Source organism: Streptomyces sp. TG1A-60 (genome assembly GCF_037201975.1).
Taxonomy (GTDB): Bacteria; Actinomycetota; Actinomycetes; order Streptomycetales; family Streptomycetaceae; genus Streptomyces.
Window position 1 is genome coordinate 7,719,634 of the sequence record NZ_CP147520.1, and the last position, 16,225, is coordinate 7,735,858.

Sequence of the window (16,225 nt, forward strand, 5' to 3'; positions counted from 1 at the left end):
AATGATACGTAAGAATCTTTAGCTGTACGCATGGCAGTGGATTTCCTAGCGTCGTCCGTGTGATCAGTGAAATGACCGCCCTCGCCGCCGGATTCGGCACCGGCCTCTCCCTCATCGTCGCCATCGGCGCCCAGAACGCCTTCGTCCTGCGCCAGGGACTGCACCGCGACGCCGTGCTCCCCGTCGTGGCGATCTGCGCCCTCTCCGACGCGGTCCTGATCACGCTCGGCGTCGCCGGGGTCGGTGCCGTGGTCGTCGCCTGGCCCGCCGCCCTGACCGCGGTCGCCCTGGTCGGCGGCGGCTTCCTGCTGGTCTACGGCGCTCTCGCCGCCCGCCGCGTCCTGCGGCCCGCGGGCGAGGCGCTGCGCACCGAGAACGGGACGACGGGCTCCCGGCGCCGGGCCGTCCTCACCTGTCTGGCCCTGACCTGGCTCAACCCGCACGTCTATCTCGACACCGTGTTCCTGCTCGGCTCCATCGCCGCCGATCGCGGCTCCCTGCGCTGGACCTTCGCCCTCGGCGCCGTCTTCGCCAGCCTGTGCTGGTTCGCCGGCCTCGGCTTCGGAGCCCGGCTGCTCAGCCGCTTCCTGGCCCGCCCGGCGGCCTGGCGCGTCCTCGACGGCCTGGTCGCGGTGACGATGCTCGCGCTCGGGGGCATGCTGATCGCCGGAGCGTGAGCGACGCCACCGGGCACGTGCGTCGACAGCATGTGAGACGGCGGCGAAATCGCATGTCCCGGCGGTGGCGCCCGCCGCGATAGTGATGTCCGTATCGAAAGATGTACCGAGCATCAGGACGCGCGTGGACACCACCGAGAGCAGCACCGGCGACAACAGCGCCCCGGAGGGCGACTCACTGACGACATCCCGCCGTGGCCGCCGCCGCTGGGCGATGGACACCCGCCCCTCGCGCCGTCCCGCCTACCGGCGCCTGTGGTCCTCGACCATCGTCACGGCGGTCGGCAGCCAGCTGACCGCCGCCGCCGTGCCCAAGCAGATCTACGACATCACCGGCTCCTCCGCCTGGGTCGGCTACGCGAGCCTCGCCGGCTGGTGCCCCTCGTGGTCTTCGCGCTGTGGGGCGGCGCGGTCGCCGACAGCGTGGACCGCCGCACCCTGCTGCTCATCACCAGCACCGGCCGGCCCTACACGCCCCGCGCGATCAGCGGCCACTGAGCCGGTCGGCGCCGACGACGAGCGGCGGTCGGCTGCGTGCCGGGCTCCGTTGCGGGGAAGCGGGCGTCACAGCCGGGCGTACTCCAGGCGTACGGTGGTGGCGAGGCGGGCGAGGGCTTCCTCGGCGCCCCCGCGGTCGGTCTTGTCGAGGAGGGCGAGGGCGTCGGCGGCAGCCAGGCGTACGCGCTGGGGCACTTCGTCGAGGGCGGCCATGCGGTAGGCGATGGTACGGCGGGCCGCGCGCTCCTCGGCGCTGACGCCGTTCGGCCCGGTGCGCGGGAAGACGGCGGCCTCGTAGGCGGTCACATGGATGAGTACGCCGTGGGCGATGCCCTCGGCGTAGCCCCGCTGCCCGGCCTGCCGCTGGGCGGTGGCGAAGTGCGCCATCGCCCGCCGCCGTGCGATGAGCGAGCCCACCATGCCGACGAGCCCCGCGCAGACGGCCGCCCCCAGGGCGATGAAACCACCGCCGAGCAGTGCGCCGATGAGCGCGCCGCCGGCCATCAGCAGGCAGGTCAGCCCGGTGGTGAGCATCAGCAGGGCGCGCGCGGGAGTGAAGGAGGCCATGACGTGCAGTGTCTCAGCCCGAGCCGGGTGCCTGCAGGGAGGGCCGGGTCACGGGCGGGCGCGGTGACCGTGCATGTCGGCAGGTCGCTGCCCGGGCTGGCGGGTCGCTCGTCGTCACGGGGCCCCGGACCTCGGTACGGGCGGCCATGTGGTGAGCACCGTTTCGAGTGACCCGGGCTCCGCCGAGTCGACGGATCCGGCAGACGGCGTTCGTCGCCAAGGGGTGCCGCATGCTCCGGTTCCGCTGTCAACTACCCACTGGCGTACGAAGATCGGGTGTCTGCATAGGGTGGGGCTTGTGAGAAGCAGCGACACCGGTGAGGCGGTCGCGTACCGGAGCGCGACCGAGGGGGAGACCGCCGTCCGATGAATCAGATCCTGTATGCCGGGGCGATCGGCCTGTTCCTGACACTGGTCGGCACACCGCTGCTGATCAAGCTTCTGGCCCGCAAGGGCTATGGGCAGTTCATCCGTGACGACGGCCCGCGCGGCCACCACGGCAAGCGCGGCACCCCCACCATGGGCGGTATCGCCTTCATCCTCGCCACCCTCGTCGCGTACGCCGTGACCAAGATCATCACCGGTGAGAGTCCGACGTACCCCGGTGTCCTGGTGCTGTTCCTGATGGCGGGCATGGGTCTCGTCGGGTTCCTCGACGACTACATCAAGATCGTGAAGCGGCGTTCGCTGGGACTGCGGGCCGGCGCGAAGATGGCCGGCCAGTTGATCGTCGGCATCCTCTTCGCTCTCCTGGCCATCCGGTTCGCGGACGACCGGGGCCAGACGCCGGCCTCTCTGAAGCTGTCGTTCGTCACCGACTTCGGCTGGACCATCGGGCCCGTGCTGTTCGTCGTATGGGCGCTGTTCATGATCCTGGCCATGTCGAACGGGGTGAACCTGACCGACGGTCTGGACGGCCTCGCCACCGGCGCGTCGGTCATGGTCTTCGGCGGCTACACGTTCATCGGCCTGTGGCAGTTCCAGAACTCGTGCGCCAACGCCATGGAACTCACCGACCCTGCCTCCTGCATCGAGGTACGTGATCCGCTCGACCTCGCCGTCGTCGCCGCGGCGCTGATGGGCGCCTGCTTCGGGTTCCTGTGGTGGAACACCTCACCCGCCAAGATCTTCATGGGCGACACCGGCTCCCTCGCCCTCGGCGGCGCCCTGGCGGCCCTCGCCATCTGCTCCCGTACCGAACTGCTCCTCGCCGTCCTCGGCGGGCTCTTCGTCCTCATCACGCTGTCGGTCGTCATCCAGGTCGGCTCCTTCAAGCTGACCGGCAAGCGTGTCTTCCGCATGGCCCCTCTCCAACACCACTTCGAACTCAAGGGCTGGTCCGAAGTCCTCGTCGTCGTCCGCTTCTGGACCATCCAGGGCATATGCGTGATCGTCGGCCTCGGCCTCTTCTACGCGGGGTGGGCCACGAGCTGAGGCACGTGACCGGCGGCGGCAACGGGCCCGCACAGTCCGGCCGTCCCCACGGCGTCGGCGCACCCTGAAGAGTTATAGGGACCGCTCGAACAGCGCGGCACGTAGCTTGGCCCTGGCCGCACGGCCGAATGCCCACAACGAGCCAGAGGAGAGCGGGACATGAGGATGACGGCGAAGCGGCTGACGGCGGTCGCGGGCGGACTGGTCATGGCGGCCGGCGCCCTCACGGTCGGCACCGCGTCCACCGCGTCGGCCGCGACCTGCTACGGAGGCGCGGTCGGCAAGACCTTCAACATGGGGCAGGACGAAGCCGAACACCGCTTCGGCCCCTACACCACCTCATCGCGGTGCAACGACATCAATCTGAAGATCACCAGCTGGGGCAACGCCAACCCGCTGTTCGTGCGGGTCTGCTTCCACCCCTCGTCCGGTGGGACGACGTGCAACGCGTGGAAGGAGTTCACCAAGAAGGGCGACCTGAACAAGTGGCGCGTGATCGCCACCGACGTCAAGGACGGCACCAGGTACAGCGTCTCCATGGACTTCGCCAGCAACACCTTCAAGGGGGACCTCGCCCACTGACCACGGCCGGGCCTGTCGGCTACGAGGCACGCGGCGCCAGCCTGAACACCACGTTCCGCCGAAGCGGCCCCGTCGGCACGCTCGGGTCGTCGAAGTCGTCGGCCGGGTCGCGGGTCATGCCGAGGCGCCGCATCACCGCCTGGGAGCGGAGGTTGGCGGCGGTGGTCACCGCGGGGATCTCCGCGAGGCCGAGGTCCCCGAAGCCGTAGCCCACTTCGGCCCGCGCGGCCTCGGTGGCGTAACCGCGGCCCCACGTCGAACGGCCCTCCGGTTCCGGCGGGTCCGTGCCGCAGTCGTCCGCCGACGCGGCTGCGAAGGACAGCCCGCACCCTGACCCGGCACCCGAGTCCGCGGCCCGTGGCCGGGGCGGCGCGGGCGGGGGATCGGCGAGCGTCCCGCGCGGTTGGCGCTCGGAGCACTCCAGGGTGACGCCGGCGGTGTCGGCGGGATCGGCGTTCGCGCGCCGGACCGCGTTGGTGGGGAGTCCGCCGGTGGCGAAAACGGCGTCATCGGGGACCGGGGAGCGTTCCCCGTGGGCGAGGCGCGCCGCCGTGTGCCGTGCCCCGGCGGCGCAGGACGGATGCGCGGGTGCGGCCATCCGGACGAGGCGGGGCCTCCTGCACGCGATCAAGGCAGCCTCACCGCGTCCGGGTAGCGCTGCACCCCGCCGGACGGGGCGTCATGGACGCTCCACCCGGGGGTGTCCGCTGCTGCGGCAGGGCTCCGTCGGCGGGACGCGCCGACACTGACTGCCGTCATCGAATCCTCCTTGTCGCTCAGGGCGGTGGCACGGGCCGAGGTGGCGGGCCGCCGGTGCTGTTGTCGAAGACAACAGCACCGGGCACACAAAACACCAGGTGGTGGAGGGGTTGTGCGGGTGCGGGCGGGTAGTGGCGCGAGCTGCAATTGTTCCTCAGTATGGCGAGCGTCGACGAGGGCCCGTCCCTTGGGGAGCGGCACGTCCGTGCCGGCTGGCCCGGCATGCGTGGCAAGAGGGTGGTGGTCACCGGGGGCAGCCGGGGCCCGGGTGAGGGCGTCGTGGCTCCTGCTCGCCGAGGGCGCCCGGGTGGCGACCTGCGCGCGGACGGCGGCGTACCGACGGGCGTTCGGCGGCGTGCCCCGGAACGTGCCGATGGCGGCGGGAATCAGGTGGTCGGGTCGGAAGGAGCGTCAGGCCGCGGCCCCCAGCACCACCCGTGACCGGTGTTCGAAGTCCTGGACGAGGGGCTCGTGGCGGCGGGTGGTGAGGCGGCCCCGGAAGTCGCGGAGGGCCTGGATGGAGCGTTCGCTGTGGACGCCGCTGAGCGTTTCGAGGGCGTCGGTGGCGGTGGCGATGGCCTCGTCGAGCCGGTTCTGCTGGAGGTGGGCGGTGGCCAGGACGGACCGGCTGATGGCCTGGCGGCGGCGCCGGTCGGCGTGGGCGCGCACCGACTCGCGTGCCGTGTGCTCGGCCTGGGCGGCCAGGCCCAGGTCACGGAAGCACAGGGCGGACTCGGCCTGGAGGTAGTGGTGGTCGAGGAACCGCACCCAGGGCGACTCCTGGGCGGTGCCCCGGCTCGCGTCGAGCTGCTTCTCGGCCGCGCGCAGGGCCTCGGCGGTCTCGCGGGGCCGGCCCAGTGCCGCGTGGCCGCGCGCGGACATGGCGTGCAGCCGCATCAGGCCGAGGGGACTGCCCGCGTCCTTGGCGGTGGCGACTCCGGCGCGGGCCAGCGCCACCCCCTCGTCGGGGCGGCCCAGACTGGTCGCGAGGTGGGAGAGTCCGGCGAGGATCTGCCCGCCCAGCACATGGTCGCGGCCCTCCGCACAGAGCCTGAGCCCCTGTGTCATGTACCGCTGGGCCAGGCCGTACTCCCCGGTGTCGTACGAACTCCAGCCCGCCATGGCGGCGAGCCGGCCGGCGGCGGCGAACAGCTCGCGCCGGTGGTGCGGCGGTGTGCCCCGCTGCTGGAGCAGGGGGACGACCCCGGTGGTGAGGTACTGCACGATGCTCGTGCGGACTCCGCCGCCCCCGTAGTGATTGTCCATCTCGTCGAACATGCGGAGCATCGCGTGGACCTGCTCCACCGGCCCGCCCCCCGGCACCGGCGCGAGCCTGGGGGAGTCCCGGCTCTCCACCAGCCACAGCAGCCAGGCCCGCTGAGGGCCTGTCAGCGCGCCCGGTACGAACGGCACCGGACCGAGCAGAGTGCGCCGGGAGGTGTCGGTGGAGCCCAGCTCGACCAGGGTGTGCAGGGTCTCTGCGACGTTCTCCATGTACATCAACGCCCGTCCCGCCACTGGTCGTCCGCGGTCGAGCGGGAAGCCCAGGTCCGCCGGAGTGAGCGCGCGGCCCACCCGTTCACCGAGGACCGCGGCGATCAACTCCGGTGTGTTCCCCCGTGGTTGCTGGCCCTGGAGCCAGCGGGTGACGGAGGCCTTGTCGTAGCTGGTCTCCGCGCCCTGACAGCGGCCCAGTTCGTTGACCCGGAGGGCGAGCGAGGCATACGAACAGCCCGCCTCCTTCAGGGCTGCCGCCAGCGGCTTGTTGGGCCCACCGGCCCCCTTGACCGGGTTCCTCGATAATCCGTTCGTCACGGCGGCCATCCAGGTGTCGCATCGTGCCGGCGCGGCTCGAGTCGTACCCGCCCGGCGCCGACTCCGGGGCGGGCCGGAGGGAGTCAGAGAGACACTGCGCACCGTGTGTGGCAGGTCACTCGATCACTATGGTGGCCGAAGAACTCAGCCCGCAACCTGCGTTCTGATAATTTCAGAACGAACTGCGAGGATCTGTTCGTGTCAACGGATCGCGTGGCACACTGCACGCTGTGGATCCCGCCCCGGGAGGTTGCGCGTGAGTGAGACCCGCGTCGGAGGGAACGCCCCAGCGGCGCCCACGGTCCTGCGCATGGTCCTCGGAAAACGGCTCCGGCAGCTGCGGGAGCAGGCCGGAGTCTCCTTCGACGACGCCGCCCGCGCCATCGAGGTCACCGCCCTGACGGTCCGACGGATGGAGAAGGCCGAGGTCGGTCTCCGCATCCCCTACGTGAAGGAGTTGCTGCGCACCTACGGGGTCTCCGGCACCGAGATCGAGGGCTTCCTCTCCCTCGCCCGCGAGGCCAACAAGCCTGGCTGGTGGCACAAGTTCCGTGACGTGCTGCCCGAGTGGTTCAGCGCGTACGTGAGCCTGGAGAGCGAAGCCGCTGTCATCCGCCTCTACGAACCCCAATACGTACCCGGCCTGTTGCAGACCCACGACTACGCCGCCGCCCTGATGCGCGTCGGCTTCCCGAACGAGAGCCCCGACGACGTCGACCGCCGGGTCGCGCTGCGTCTCAGGCGCCAGGACCTGCTGGTCAAGCCCGAGGCACCGGCCATCTGGGCCGTCCTCGACGAGACCGTGCTGCGCAGGCCGGTGGGCGGACGCGAAGTGATGCGGGCCCAGATCGACCGGCTCGCCGAGGCGACCGAGCGGCCCAGGATCAGGATCCAGATCATGCGGTTCGCGGCCGGGCCCCACCCCGGGGCGTACGGCCCCTTCCACTACTTCCGGTTCGGCTTCTCCGAACTCCCCGACATCGTCTACACCGAGGGCCTCGCGGGCGCTCAGTACGTCGACCAGCCCGCGGACGTCGTGACCTATCTGGAGGTACTGGACCGGATGTCCGTGCAGGCGGAACCGGTGGCCCGGACCAGGGACATCCTGGCGGCACTACGCAAGGAGTTGTGACACATGGCAAGGACACCCGACGGCCCCGTCCACAGCGGCATGCCCGCTCCCGAACTCGGCGCCGAGGGCTGGCGCAAGCCCTGGAGCGGCACCAACGGAGGATCCTGCGTCGAGGCAAAGCGCCTGCCCGACGGCAGTGTCGCCTTCCGCCAGTCCACCGACCCCGACGGCCCCGCCCTCGTCTACTCGCGGGAGGAGATGGCGGCGTTCCTGAAGGGCGCCAAGGCCGGCCAGGCCGACTTCCTCATCGCCTGACGACCACCCGCGACTCGCCCCGCCCAACGGCCACCCGACGGTTCTGCTTCGCTTGGTGACCGCCCGCCGTTTCGCTCTGCCTGTCGGCTCTCCGCCACTTGGTTCCGCGCGACGGCTGCCCGCCGCCTCGCTCCGCCTGACCCGCCGCGCTGCCTTCCCCTCGGCCCAAGGGCCGTCCGCCGTTGCGCTCCGTCCGAGGGGAGCCGGCGGCTCGGCTTGGCGTGGCGGGCGCCTGGCTTCTGCGCTCGGGCCGGTGGCTCCCAGGGATTCCGCTCGGGCTGAGGGCCGCCCGAGCCCTCCGTTTCGTTCGATGGCCGACCGCTGTTCGGCGCTGTCTGCCGGCCGCCCCGTCGCCTGGTTCCGCTCGACGGTCGCGTGGCCACGCCGCTCGGCGGCTGCCCGGCTGCCCGGCTGCCGCGCTCGGGCCGATGGCTGTCAGGCGATTCCGCTACGTCCGTCGGCCGCTCGGGCACTGCGTCGATCACTACGCCCGCACAACCGGACAACCCGTCCACGCACTCCCGTCGCCTCCCGGCCGCGCACAGACTGGGGATTCGACACCCGCCGCGTACCACCGAAGGGAGCGGCATGCGTACGCCGCCTCGTGTCCCGGGCCGGGCCATGCCGCCCGCCGGGCACGCCGGCCGCCCCGGCCGGGCCGCTCCCGAGGGGCGGGGATGATCCCACCGCCCATGCTCACCCGGTACCGGGCCCTGATCGTCGAGGGTCACGAAGGACTCGGCCGGACCCACCTCCTCGGAGAGCTGGCCCACCTCGGCTTCCAGGCCCGGCACCTGCCGCCCGTCCTCCACCATCCGGACCCGGCCCTGCCCTACCGCGAACTCCTCGTAGGGCCCGGCCGCCTGGCCGTCGCCGCGCATCTCGTCGCGGAACTCGTCCACGGGCCCGCTGCGCCGGGGCCGTTCCCGGCTCACCTGGATGCAGGCCCTGGACCCCGTCGACGCCGTCGCCGAGCGCGACGGGGCGATGGTCCACCTGACCACCACCGAGGTCACCGAGACCGCCACCGCCTACGCCCGGGCGTTCCGCACTCTCGCCCAGCACGTACCCGTGGTGACCCTCGATGTCGGTGAGCCGGGCGGCCCCATCCGCGCCCCCGCGTCTTGGAAGTCCCAACCTCGGGCGGCGACACCGTAGTTGACGGTAAGTTAGCGACGACCACGCGATGTGAGGCAGGAGAGTTCCCATGGCAGACGGCCACCCCACTCCCGATCAGGAAGCCCTGTCGAAGATCGACACCACGGTGCCGCACTCGGCCCGCATCTGGAACTACTGGATGGGCGGCAAGGACAACTACGAGGTCGACCGTGTCGCGGGCGACGCCTACCGCGAGATCGCGCCCAACATCGAGTCGATGGCCCGCGCCTCCCGCGTCTACCTCATCCGCACGGTCACCTTCGTGACCCGCGAACGCGGCATCCGCCAGTTCCTGGACGTCGGCACCGGCCTTCCGACGTACGACAACACCCACCAGGTCGCCCAGAGGATCGCCCCCGAGTCCCGCATCGTCTACGTCGACAACGACCCCCTGGTACTGCGGCACGCCCAGGCGCTGCTCACCAGCACCCCCGAAGGGGTCACCGACTACGTCGACGCCGACCTGCGCGACCCGGACGGCATCCTCGAAGCGGCCGGGAAGGTCCTCGACTTCAGCGAGCCGGTCGCCCTGATGCTGATGGGCATCCTCGGCCACATCCAGGACTACCAGGAGGCCCAGGACATCGTCCGCCGCCTCCAGGCCGCACTGCCGTCCGGCAGCTACTTCGTGCACTACGACAGCACGGACACCGACGCCGAACTCAAGCGCGCCCAGGAGGGCTACGACGACACCGGCGCCGTCCCGTACGTGCTGCGCAGCCCCCGGCAGCTGAACGCGTACTACGAGGGCCTGGAACTGCTGGAGCCCGGCATCGTGTCGTGCCCGCTGTGGCGCCCGGAACCGGGGACGAACCCGGAGCCGACGGACGTGTACGGAGGAGTGGCGCACAAGCCGTAGGACCACCGTTCCGGCGCGCCAACCGGGTGACGCGGGAGCGTGCGATGACGGTCGTGTACTCCCGGACACTTCGGGTAGGCCCCCCGCATGACCGGCCCCGCCGACTTCGACCGGCAGGTCCTCGACGCTGTGGAGGACCTGGTGCCGCTCTGGTTCTCGGTGGTCGAGGACGTCACACCGCGGCTGTCCCCGAGACAGATCCTGGCGCTCAGAGCGGTGCGCCGCCGACCCGAGCTGAACCTCACCGCCCTGGCCGAGCAACTCGGGGTCGGCCTGCCCACGGCCAGCCGTCTCTGTGACCGGCTGGAAGCGGCCGGCCTGCTCCGGCGGTGCGCCCGGCTCGGCGACCGGCGTGAGGTGCACCTGGAGGTGACCGCGCGTGGCCGAGGGTTCCTCGTGGAGGTGAGCGAGCGTCTGGCGGCGCTTCTCACCGATGCCTTGGGGGCACTGCCGCCGACGGAGCGTGCGCGGGTCGAACAGGTGCTGCGGGCCCTGCCGTGACGGGTCAGGCGAGCTGGGCCGTGAGATTCCCCGCGCCGCTGTGCACATGGCACAGCAGCAGGCACACGTCGTCCTCATGCTCCTCGTCCAGCAGGGGGTGCAGGAGCCGGTCGGCCGATGCCTTGAGATCGTCGTCGAGGGTGGCGGGCGGAAGCTTCCCGAGGGTCGAGGCCAGCTGCTCGATGCCCGGGTCTATGCCCTGGGCGCGGCGTTCCACCAGCCCGTCCGTGTAGAGCGCCAGCGTCGAGCCCGGCGGCAGCGGGACGGTGTGGTCGGCGATCTCCTGGTGGAGGGGGATGCCGAGCATGGCGCCGGGTTTGGCGTCCAGGATCCGCACCTGTCCGTCGGGCGAGCGCAGCACCGGCGGCGGATGGCCCGCGGCGGCCCAGGTGAGGGTGGGTTCGTGCGGGTGGAACCGGGCGATGACGGCGGTGGCGTACAGGTCGGGCTGGAGATGGTGCAGGAACAGGTGCAGATGGGTGAGGAGCTGGCCGGGGCTCTTGCCGTCGACCGCGTAGGCGCGCAGCGCGGTCCGCAGCTGGCTCATCATCACCGCGGCGTGCAGACCGTGCCCGGTGACGTCGCCGATGACGGTGATCAGGCTGCCGTCGGGCTGGCGGAAGGCGTCGTACCAGTCGCCGCCGATGTTCAGGCCCCGGGTGGCGGGCAGATAACGCGCGGCGAGCCGCAGCCCCGGCGTGGTGGGCAGCTCGGTGAGCAGGGCGCGTTGCAGGGTCTCCGCGATGTCGCGGTTGTGCTCGAAGCGCCGGGCGTTCTCCAGGGCGACGCCGGCCCGCCGGGCCAGCTCGATCAGCATGAAGGCGTCGTCGGCGTCCCAGCGCTCGTCGGACGGTGACAGCGTGAGCACGCCCAACGGAGCGCGCCGGGTCATCAGGGGGACGCACAGCAGCGGCCGGGCCGGGTCGAGCGCCGAGGGCGGCTGGTCGTCGACCCCGGGCAGACCGCCGGGGTGGTCGGCGGCGTACTGGGGGCGCCCCCGGCGGGCCGCGAGGACGGCGGCGGCCGGACGAGGGCCGCCACGAGCCACGTCGTCCTCGCCGTCGAACAGCCATACGTCGGCGGTGCGGGCGTATCGGGGCACCAGGAGCTTCGGCAGCAGCCGCACGATCGCATCCGGGTTGAGGGACGCGGTCAGGGCGGCGCTGGCGTCGGCGAGGAAGGTGAGTCTGCCGCGGGCGTTCTCCGCCTCCTCGCGGGCCTTCTGCTCGGCGGCGAACAGTTCGCGCTGCGCGAGCCCTGCCGCGTCGAGCTCGGCGTGCAGGGCGAGGACGCCCTGGTTGGTCTGGTGCAGTTCCTCGCGGTGGAACGCGACCAGCGCCTCCTGCTCGTCGAGCTTTTCCAGCAGCAGCGCGGCGTCCTCGTCGGCCCCGAACAGGGCCTCCGCGAGCGTCGCCTGATCACCCGCCACATGCTCGGAGTCCGGCAGTTCCGCCTCCTCGGAGCAGGCGACCGTCAGCCGCCAGGGCTGCCGGAACTCGCCCGGCCGCCGGTTCGCCGACGTCACCTCGACCAGGAACCGGCTGCCGCCCGGCTGCGCGGTGGTCGCGCGGGCGCTCAGCAGCCAGGTGCCTCCCTTGGTGAGGCACTGCCGCAGCTGGGCGCTGAGCATGGACACCAGGCGGGCCCGGTCGGTCGGGGACACCCTGTGCGCGGTGGCCAGGCGCGCGGTGGCGATACGGGCCCGAGCCGCGTCGGTGACGGAACTGATGTGCCAGGTACGGGTCATGGGAGGCGGTCCGGCGGGGAGGGGCTCAGTACCGCGACGGTGGTGTCGTCGCGTACCGGCCGGGCGGGGCTGCTCGCGTCACGCACGATCACGGCGGCGATCGCAGCGGGGTCGAGGGAAGGGCTGTGGGCGGCGGGGCCCGGGCTCCAACGGCTCGGCAGGCCGTCGCTGTGCAGCACGAGAAGGCAGTCGTCCCCCCAGGCCACCTCGTGCTGCGGCAGGTGCGCCGCGCGATGGGCGCCGACTATGCCGGGCCGTGACAGCAGCGGCTGCCAGGTCGCGCCGTCGCGCAGCCGCGCCCCGATGTTGCCGACGCCGGAGAACAGCAGCCGTCCGGCGGCGATGTCGAGTTGGGCGACGGCGACGGCCGCGCCCCGGGTGTCCCGCAGCGCCCCCTCCAGCCGCCGCAGCAACTGGGCGGGAGGCAACTCGGGCGTTCGGCACAGCTGCTCCACGGCCGCCGAGGAGGCACGTGCCGCCGCCAGGCCGTGCCCCAGCCCGTCGGCCAGCATCAGCGTGGTGAGGTCGCCCGCCCGCACCCACGCCCAGGCGTCGCCGGAATACTCCGCGCCGGCGAAGGGGAGGTTGACGCCCCCGGCGCGCACGGGCGGGGCCGGGGCGGGGGCCCGGGAGCCGCGGCGCTTGGGACGGGCGCCTATCCGCGCCAGGGCGACGGTGCCCCGGCCGACCGTGCTGTGCAGGTCGAAGTCGTCGGCGATCCGGCGGCAGGTGCCGAGGCCCGCGCCGAGCGAGGACGTGGTCGAGAAGCCGTCCCGCAGTGCGCCCGCGACGTCCCGCACCCCCGGCCCGTGGTCGATCGCCACGATCTGCACCAGCGAAACCGCGCCGTCCGCGCGGCCCGGCTCGGGGCGGGCCACGACGTCCAGCAGCATCTGCCCGCCGTCCGCGTGCTTGAGCAGGTTGGTGGCCAGTTCGGTGGCCACCAGCGCGCAGGCGGCGGCGCGGTCCTCGTCGAGCCCGGCGCGGGCCGCCGCGGCCTCGGCGGCCACCCGGGCGTCCCGCACCCGGGTCGAGTCGTGCACCGGTACCTCCCAGACGCGCGGCATCACCGCTCCTCGCGCGGGCGCGGCGCACCCGGAATCCAGGACGTCACCGTCACCGAGGTACCCGAACCGGGGCGGCTGTCGATCGCGAAGTCGTGGACCAGTCGCCGGGCCCCGCCCAGCCCCATCCCCAGGCCCTCGCCGGAGGTGTAGCCGTCGATGAGGGCCTGGTCGAGATCCGCGATGCCCGGACCCTCGTCGCTGAACGTCAGCCGCAGCCCCCGCGCGCCGCCCTTGTCCACGGGGGCGCACTCCATCTGGCCGCCGCCGCCGTGGACCAGGGTGTTGCGGGCCAACTCGCTGGCCGCGGTGACCAGTTTGGTCTGCTCGACCAGACCGAAGCCGAGCTGCGCGGCAGCCTGCCGCACATGCTGCCGTACCCACACCAGATCGAGGTCCGAGTGGATCGGCAGGCAGGCGGAGATGCCGCCGGCGGTCTGCATCACGGACTCTCCTGGCGGGCGTGCCCACGGCGGGGGAAGGTCGGGTCCGGTTCGCCGAGGAGGCGCAGCGCGTCCTCGGTGGTGAGCGCGGTGCGCAGTCCCGGCAAGGTCAGGCCCAGCTCCACGAGGGTGATCGCGACGGCGGGCCGCATGCCCGCGACCACCGTCCCGGCGGCGAGCAGACTTGTCTGGGCGGCGATGTCGCCGAGCACCCGGCCCAGGAACGAGTCGACGATCTCCACCCCGGAGAGGTCGATGACCACACCCGTGGCCCCGCTGCGCGCGACCGTGTCGCTGATGTCGCTCTGGAGCTGCTCCGCCGCACCGTCGTGCAGGTCGCCCTGGAGCGACACCAGGAGGACGCTGCCGAGCTTGAGCACGGGCACGGCTGTCCCGTACGGGGACGGCCCGCCGTACGCGGTGGGGAGAGTGCCGCTCACCTGGGCTCCGAACCGGCGGTGTCGCTGGACACGATGTCCGTGCCCAGCTTCCGCAACGCGTAGGCCAGGGCGTCCGCGAGGCTGCTGCGGGTGAGCACCGAGCTCAGGTCGATGCCCAGATGGACGATGGTCTGCGCGATGGGCGGCCGGATGCCGGAGACGATGCACTCGGCTCCCATCAGCCGTGCCGCCGCCACGGTCTTCATGAGGTGCTGGGCCACCAGGGAGTCGACGGTCGGGACCCCGGTGATGTCCAGGATGGCGAACCGGGCGTGCTGTTCGACGATGGAGTCGAGGAGCCGCTCCATCACGACCTGGCTGCGCGCGCTGTCCAGCGTGCCGATCAGGGGGACGGCCACGACGCCCTCCCACAGCTTGATCACCGGCGTGGCGACCTCCATCAGCTGCAGGCGCTGCCGGGTGATGAGCTCCTCGCCCTCGTTGAGCGCCGTCTCCAGCACCACCAGACGCAGGGTGCCCATCAGGACCGTCAGGGTCGTGGTGCACTCACGCAGATGTACGGCCGGCGAGGCGCCGAACTCGGCGAGGAGGAGGTCGGTGACGGGTGGCCGCAGCGCGTCCACCTCGGCGGAGATCTGTGTGACGGTGGAACCGGCCCTGGCCCGGGCCGCCGCCGTCCGCGCGAGCTGCTCGCGTACGACATGGAAGCCGCCGGCCTCCGCGTCCTCCACACCGTCCGCGGCGGCCACGGCGGCGAGCGCGTCCACGACCGCCCGGCCCGCCTCCACCGCCTCGTCCCGGGAGTGGGTGAAGACGGTGCGGAACAGGGCGGCGTCGGCCCAGCGTTGCGCGATCTGTTCCTGGCGGTTGCGCAGGAAGGTCGCCACTTCCTGCACCGGTGTCAACTGCTGGTCTGCCGTGTCCTGTTCCGGCACGGGTAACTCCTCACGTGCTGTCGAGCTCCCCGCTGCGGGGAACGACTGATGGACGAACTCATCGGTGGGGCCGGCCGGCCTCTTCTCGGCCGAACCAGTCGAGACAGACCACGAGCGCGTCGTCGTCCGCCACGGTGGTGCCGCGGTGACCGGAGAGTTCTCGGAGCACCGCGCCGGGAACCTCGGCCGCGGGCAGCAGACTCGTGGCCGTCACGGCCCGGGCCAGCGCCCGTTCGCCGTATGTCTCCCCGCTGGGCGTGGTGACGGAGTACACCCCGTCGCTGACGAAGACGAGCCGGTCACCCCGCTCCACGGCCAACTCCTGGGCCACGTAGTCCGTCTCCTCGAACATACCCAGCGGCAGTTGCGCCTCCAGGTCGACGTGGGTGACGGCCCTGTCGCGCATGAGCAGCATGCGCGGGGAGCCCGCGTCGACGACCTGAAGACGTCCGGTGGCCAGTTCCAGATCCAACAGCAGCACCGACAGATGGGCGGCTCCGCCGTACCGGGCGTGGACGGCCTGGTCGGCCAGGGCCGCTTGGTCCGCGATGGGGATGCCCGCCCGGCGGGCGTTGCGCAGCGCGTTGATCCCGAGGTTGGTCAGCAGGGATGCCTCGATGCCCTCGCCCATGCCGTTGGTGATGTACAGCTTCAGGTGGTCGGCGTCGGACGACCAGTCGAAGTTGTCGCCGAAGATCCCGTAGGCGGGCTCCAGTTGGCCGCCAAGCGCGTATTCGGGCCGGGTGGAGGAACGTCCCGGCAGCAGTTGCCACTGCATCTCCGCCGCCAGGGTGAGCCGGCTGGAGCGACGTGTCCGGACGTACAGATCGGTCTCCCGCTCCGCGCCGACCAGCTCGTGTCCCAGGACCTCGGCGAGCTCGGTCAGGCCGGCCAGGCCCTCGTCGGTGTGCGCGGTGGACGGCAGTGTGATGCGCAGCACGCCGAGCCGGTCCCCGCGCACGGTGACCGGCAGATGTGCCCGCACCCGGCCGTCGCCGCGCTGCTCGACGTACGGCTCCTGCGACCCGAACGCCCGGCCGGCCGGGCCGTCGTGCACCGGCAGGGGCTGCGGTGGATTCGGACGGGTGGCCACGGGCTGCAGCGTGGTGAGCGAGTAGTCGGCCAGGTAGAGCTCGACGTCCCGCGCCGACCAGCCGTCGCTCAGCACGTCACGGAGCGCGTCCACCAGGCGGTGCGGAGCAGCGGAGCGAAGTGCTCGTGCGGCTGCCACGAATCTGTTCACGATGTCGGATACGCCATTCTTTCCACAGGGACGGCACGGCTCCTGCCCTGCCGAGGACGCCGCGCGCCGGGACTTGTGCACCTGTATCTGGCGGTATGTGCAGTTCGTCCGGCCTGACGGGCTGACAGTGTTCGAGAAGCCTGCAAGAGTGGGGG

At 72.0% G+C, this 16,225-nt stretch carries 18 protein-coding genes and 1 pseudogene; 9 read left to right on the forward strand and 10 right to left on the reverse strand.

Annotated elements, in window-relative coordinates:
- The first annotated feature begins 59 nt into the window (after positions 1-59).
- Both WBG99_RS33990 and WBG99_RS33995 read left to right on the forward strand, forming a co-directional pair.
- A complete protein-coding gene (locus WBG99_RS33990) occupies positions 60-677 on the forward strand; it encodes a LysE/ArgO family amino acid transporter (RefSeq protein ID WP_338900044.1) in 618 nt (205 codons plus the stop codon).
- Between the two features lie 85 nt (positions 678-762).
- A pseudogene (locus WBG99_RS33995) lies at positions 763-1,139 on the forward strand (MFS transporter); the annotation flags it as partial.
- Between the two features lie 102 nt (positions 1,140-1,241).
- On the opposite strand, the gene WBG99_RS34000 reads toward WBG99_RS33995, so the two are convergent.
- Complete coding sequence (locus tag WBG99_RS34000) at positions 1,242-1,742, reverse strand: hypothetical protein (protein WP_338900046.1); 501 nt, start codon at positions 1,740-1,742, stop codon at positions 1,242-1,244.
- Positions 1,743-2,108: 366 nt separating this feature from the next.
- On the opposite strand from WBG99_RS34000, the gene mraY reads away from it, so the two are divergent.
- Both mraY and WBG99_RS34010 read left to right on the forward strand, forming a co-directional pair.
- On the forward strand, positions 2,109-3,176 hold the full coding sequence (gene mraY / locus WBG99_RS34005; protein ID WP_338900047.1) for a phospho-N-acetylmuramoyl-pentapeptide-transferase: 1,068 nt from the start codon (positions 2,109-2,111) through the stop codon (positions 3,174-3,176).
- 159 nt (positions 3,177-3,335) lie between these two features.
- Positions 3,336-3,758 (forward strand): hypothetical protein, encoded by a 423-nt coding sequence (locus WBG99_RS34010; RefSeq protein WP_338900048.1) that lies wholly within the window; start codon positions 3,336-3,338, stop codon positions 3,756-3,758.
- A gap of 19 nt (positions 3,759-3,777) precedes the next feature.
- Here the strand turns inward: WBG99_RS34010 and WBG99_RS34015 are convergent, their stop codons facing one another.
- The 3 genes from WBG99_RS34015 to WBG99_RS34025 all read right to left on the reverse strand — a co-directional run bounded on the left by WBG99_RS34015 (position 3,778) and on the right by WBG99_RS34025 (position 6,341).
- Complete coding sequence (locus WBG99_RS34015; protein WP_338900050.1) at positions 3,778-4,356, reverse strand: GNAT family protein; 579 nt, start codon at positions 4,354-4,356, stop codon at positions 3,778-3,780.
- A gap of 29 nt (positions 4,357-4,385) precedes the next feature.
- Positions 4,386-4,517 (reverse strand): hypothetical protein, encoded by a 132-nt coding sequence (locus WBG99_RS34020; RefSeq protein ID WP_338900052.1) that lies wholly within the window; start codon positions 4,515-4,517, stop codon positions 4,386-4,388.
- Between the two features lie 411 nt (positions 4,518-4,928).
- On the reverse strand, positions 4,929-6,341 hold the full coding sequence (locus WBG99_RS34025; protein WP_338900054.1) for a hypothetical protein: 1,413 nt from the start codon (positions 6,339-6,341) through the stop codon (positions 4,929-4,931).
- A gap of 301 nt (positions 6,342-6,642) precedes the next feature.
- Between WBG99_RS34025 and WBG99_RS34030 the strand changes: the two genes are divergently transcribed.
- From WBG99_RS34030 to WBG99_RS34050, 5 genes are all read left to right on the forward strand, one after another.
- Entirely contained in the window at positions 6,643-7,464 is an 822-nt protein-coding gene (locus WBG99_RS34030) for a helix-turn-helix transcriptional regulator (RefSeq protein WP_338900579.1), read from the forward strand.
- Positions 7,465-7,467: 3 nt separating this feature from the next.
- Positions 7,468-7,719: a DUF397 domain-containing protein gene (locus WBG99_RS34035; RefSeq protein WP_338900055.1), complete on the forward strand. Its 252-nt coding sequence runs from the start codon at positions 7,468-7,470 to the stop codon at positions 7,717-7,719.
- A 939-nt stretch (positions 7,720-8,658) separates the two neighbouring features.
- Entirely contained in the window at positions 8,659-8,877 is a 219-nt protein-coding gene (locus tag WBG99_RS34040; RefSeq protein WP_338900057.1) for a hypothetical protein, read from the forward strand.
- Between the two features lie 49 nt (positions 8,878-8,926).
- Positions 8,927-9,736 (forward strand): SAM-dependent methyltransferase, encoded by an 810-nt coding sequence (locus WBG99_RS34045; protein ID WP_338900059.1) that lies wholly within the window; start codon positions 8,927-8,929, stop codon positions 9,734-9,736.
- 87 nt (positions 9,737-9,823) lie between these two features.
- Positions 9,824-10,237: a MarR family transcriptional regulator gene (locus WBG99_RS34050; protein WP_338900060.1), complete on the forward strand. Its 414-nt coding sequence runs from the start codon at positions 9,824-9,826 to the stop codon at positions 10,235-10,237.
- Positions 10,238-10,241: 4 nt separating this feature from the next.
- Here WBG99_RS34050 and WBG99_RS34055 read toward each other — a convergent pair whose 3' ends face one another.
- From WBG99_RS34055 to WBG99_RS34080, 6 genes are read right to left on the reverse strand one after another with little or no spacing between them, the layout of a single operon-like run.
- Entirely contained in the window at positions 10,242-11,984 is a 1,743-nt protein-coding gene (locus tag WBG99_RS34055; protein ID WP_338900061.1) for a SpoIIE family protein phosphatase, read from the reverse strand.
- A complete protein-coding gene (locus WBG99_RS34060; protein ID WP_338900062.1) occupies positions 11,981-13,051 on the reverse strand; it encodes an ATP-binding SpoIIE family protein phosphatase in 1,071 nt (356 codons plus the stop codon). Before WBG99_RS34060 ends, WBG99_RS34055 begins: the two co-directional genes overlap by 4 nt.
- Positions 13,051-13,491 (reverse strand): anti-sigma regulatory factor, encoded by a 441-nt coding sequence (locus WBG99_RS34065; protein ID WP_338900580.1) that lies wholly within the window; start codon positions 13,489-13,491, stop codon positions 13,051-13,053. The genes WBG99_RS34060 and WBG99_RS34065 overlap by 1 nt, the downstream gene beginning before the upstream one ends.
- On the reverse strand, positions 13,491-13,931 hold the full coding sequence (locus WBG99_RS34070) for an STAS domain-containing protein (protein ID WP_338900063.1): 441 nt from the start codon (positions 13,929-13,931) through the stop codon (positions 13,491-13,493). Before WBG99_RS34070 ends, WBG99_RS34065 begins: the two co-directional genes overlap by 1 nt.
- On the reverse strand, positions 13,928-14,827 hold the full coding sequence (locus WBG99_RS34075; RefSeq protein WP_338900064.1) for an STAS domain-containing protein: 900 nt from the start codon (positions 14,825-14,827) through the stop codon (positions 13,928-13,930). Before WBG99_RS34075 ends, WBG99_RS34070 begins: the two co-directional genes overlap by 4 nt.
- Before the next feature lie 58 nt (positions 14,828-14,885).
- Positions 14,886-16,070 carry a PP2C family protein-serine/threonine phosphatase gene (locus WBG99_RS34080; protein ID WP_338900065.1) on the reverse strand — a complete coding sequence of 395 codons (1,185 nt, stop codon included), beginning with the start codon at positions 16,068-16,070 and terminating at the stop codon, positions 14,886-14,888.
- Positions 16,071-16,225: the final 155 nt, after the last annotated feature.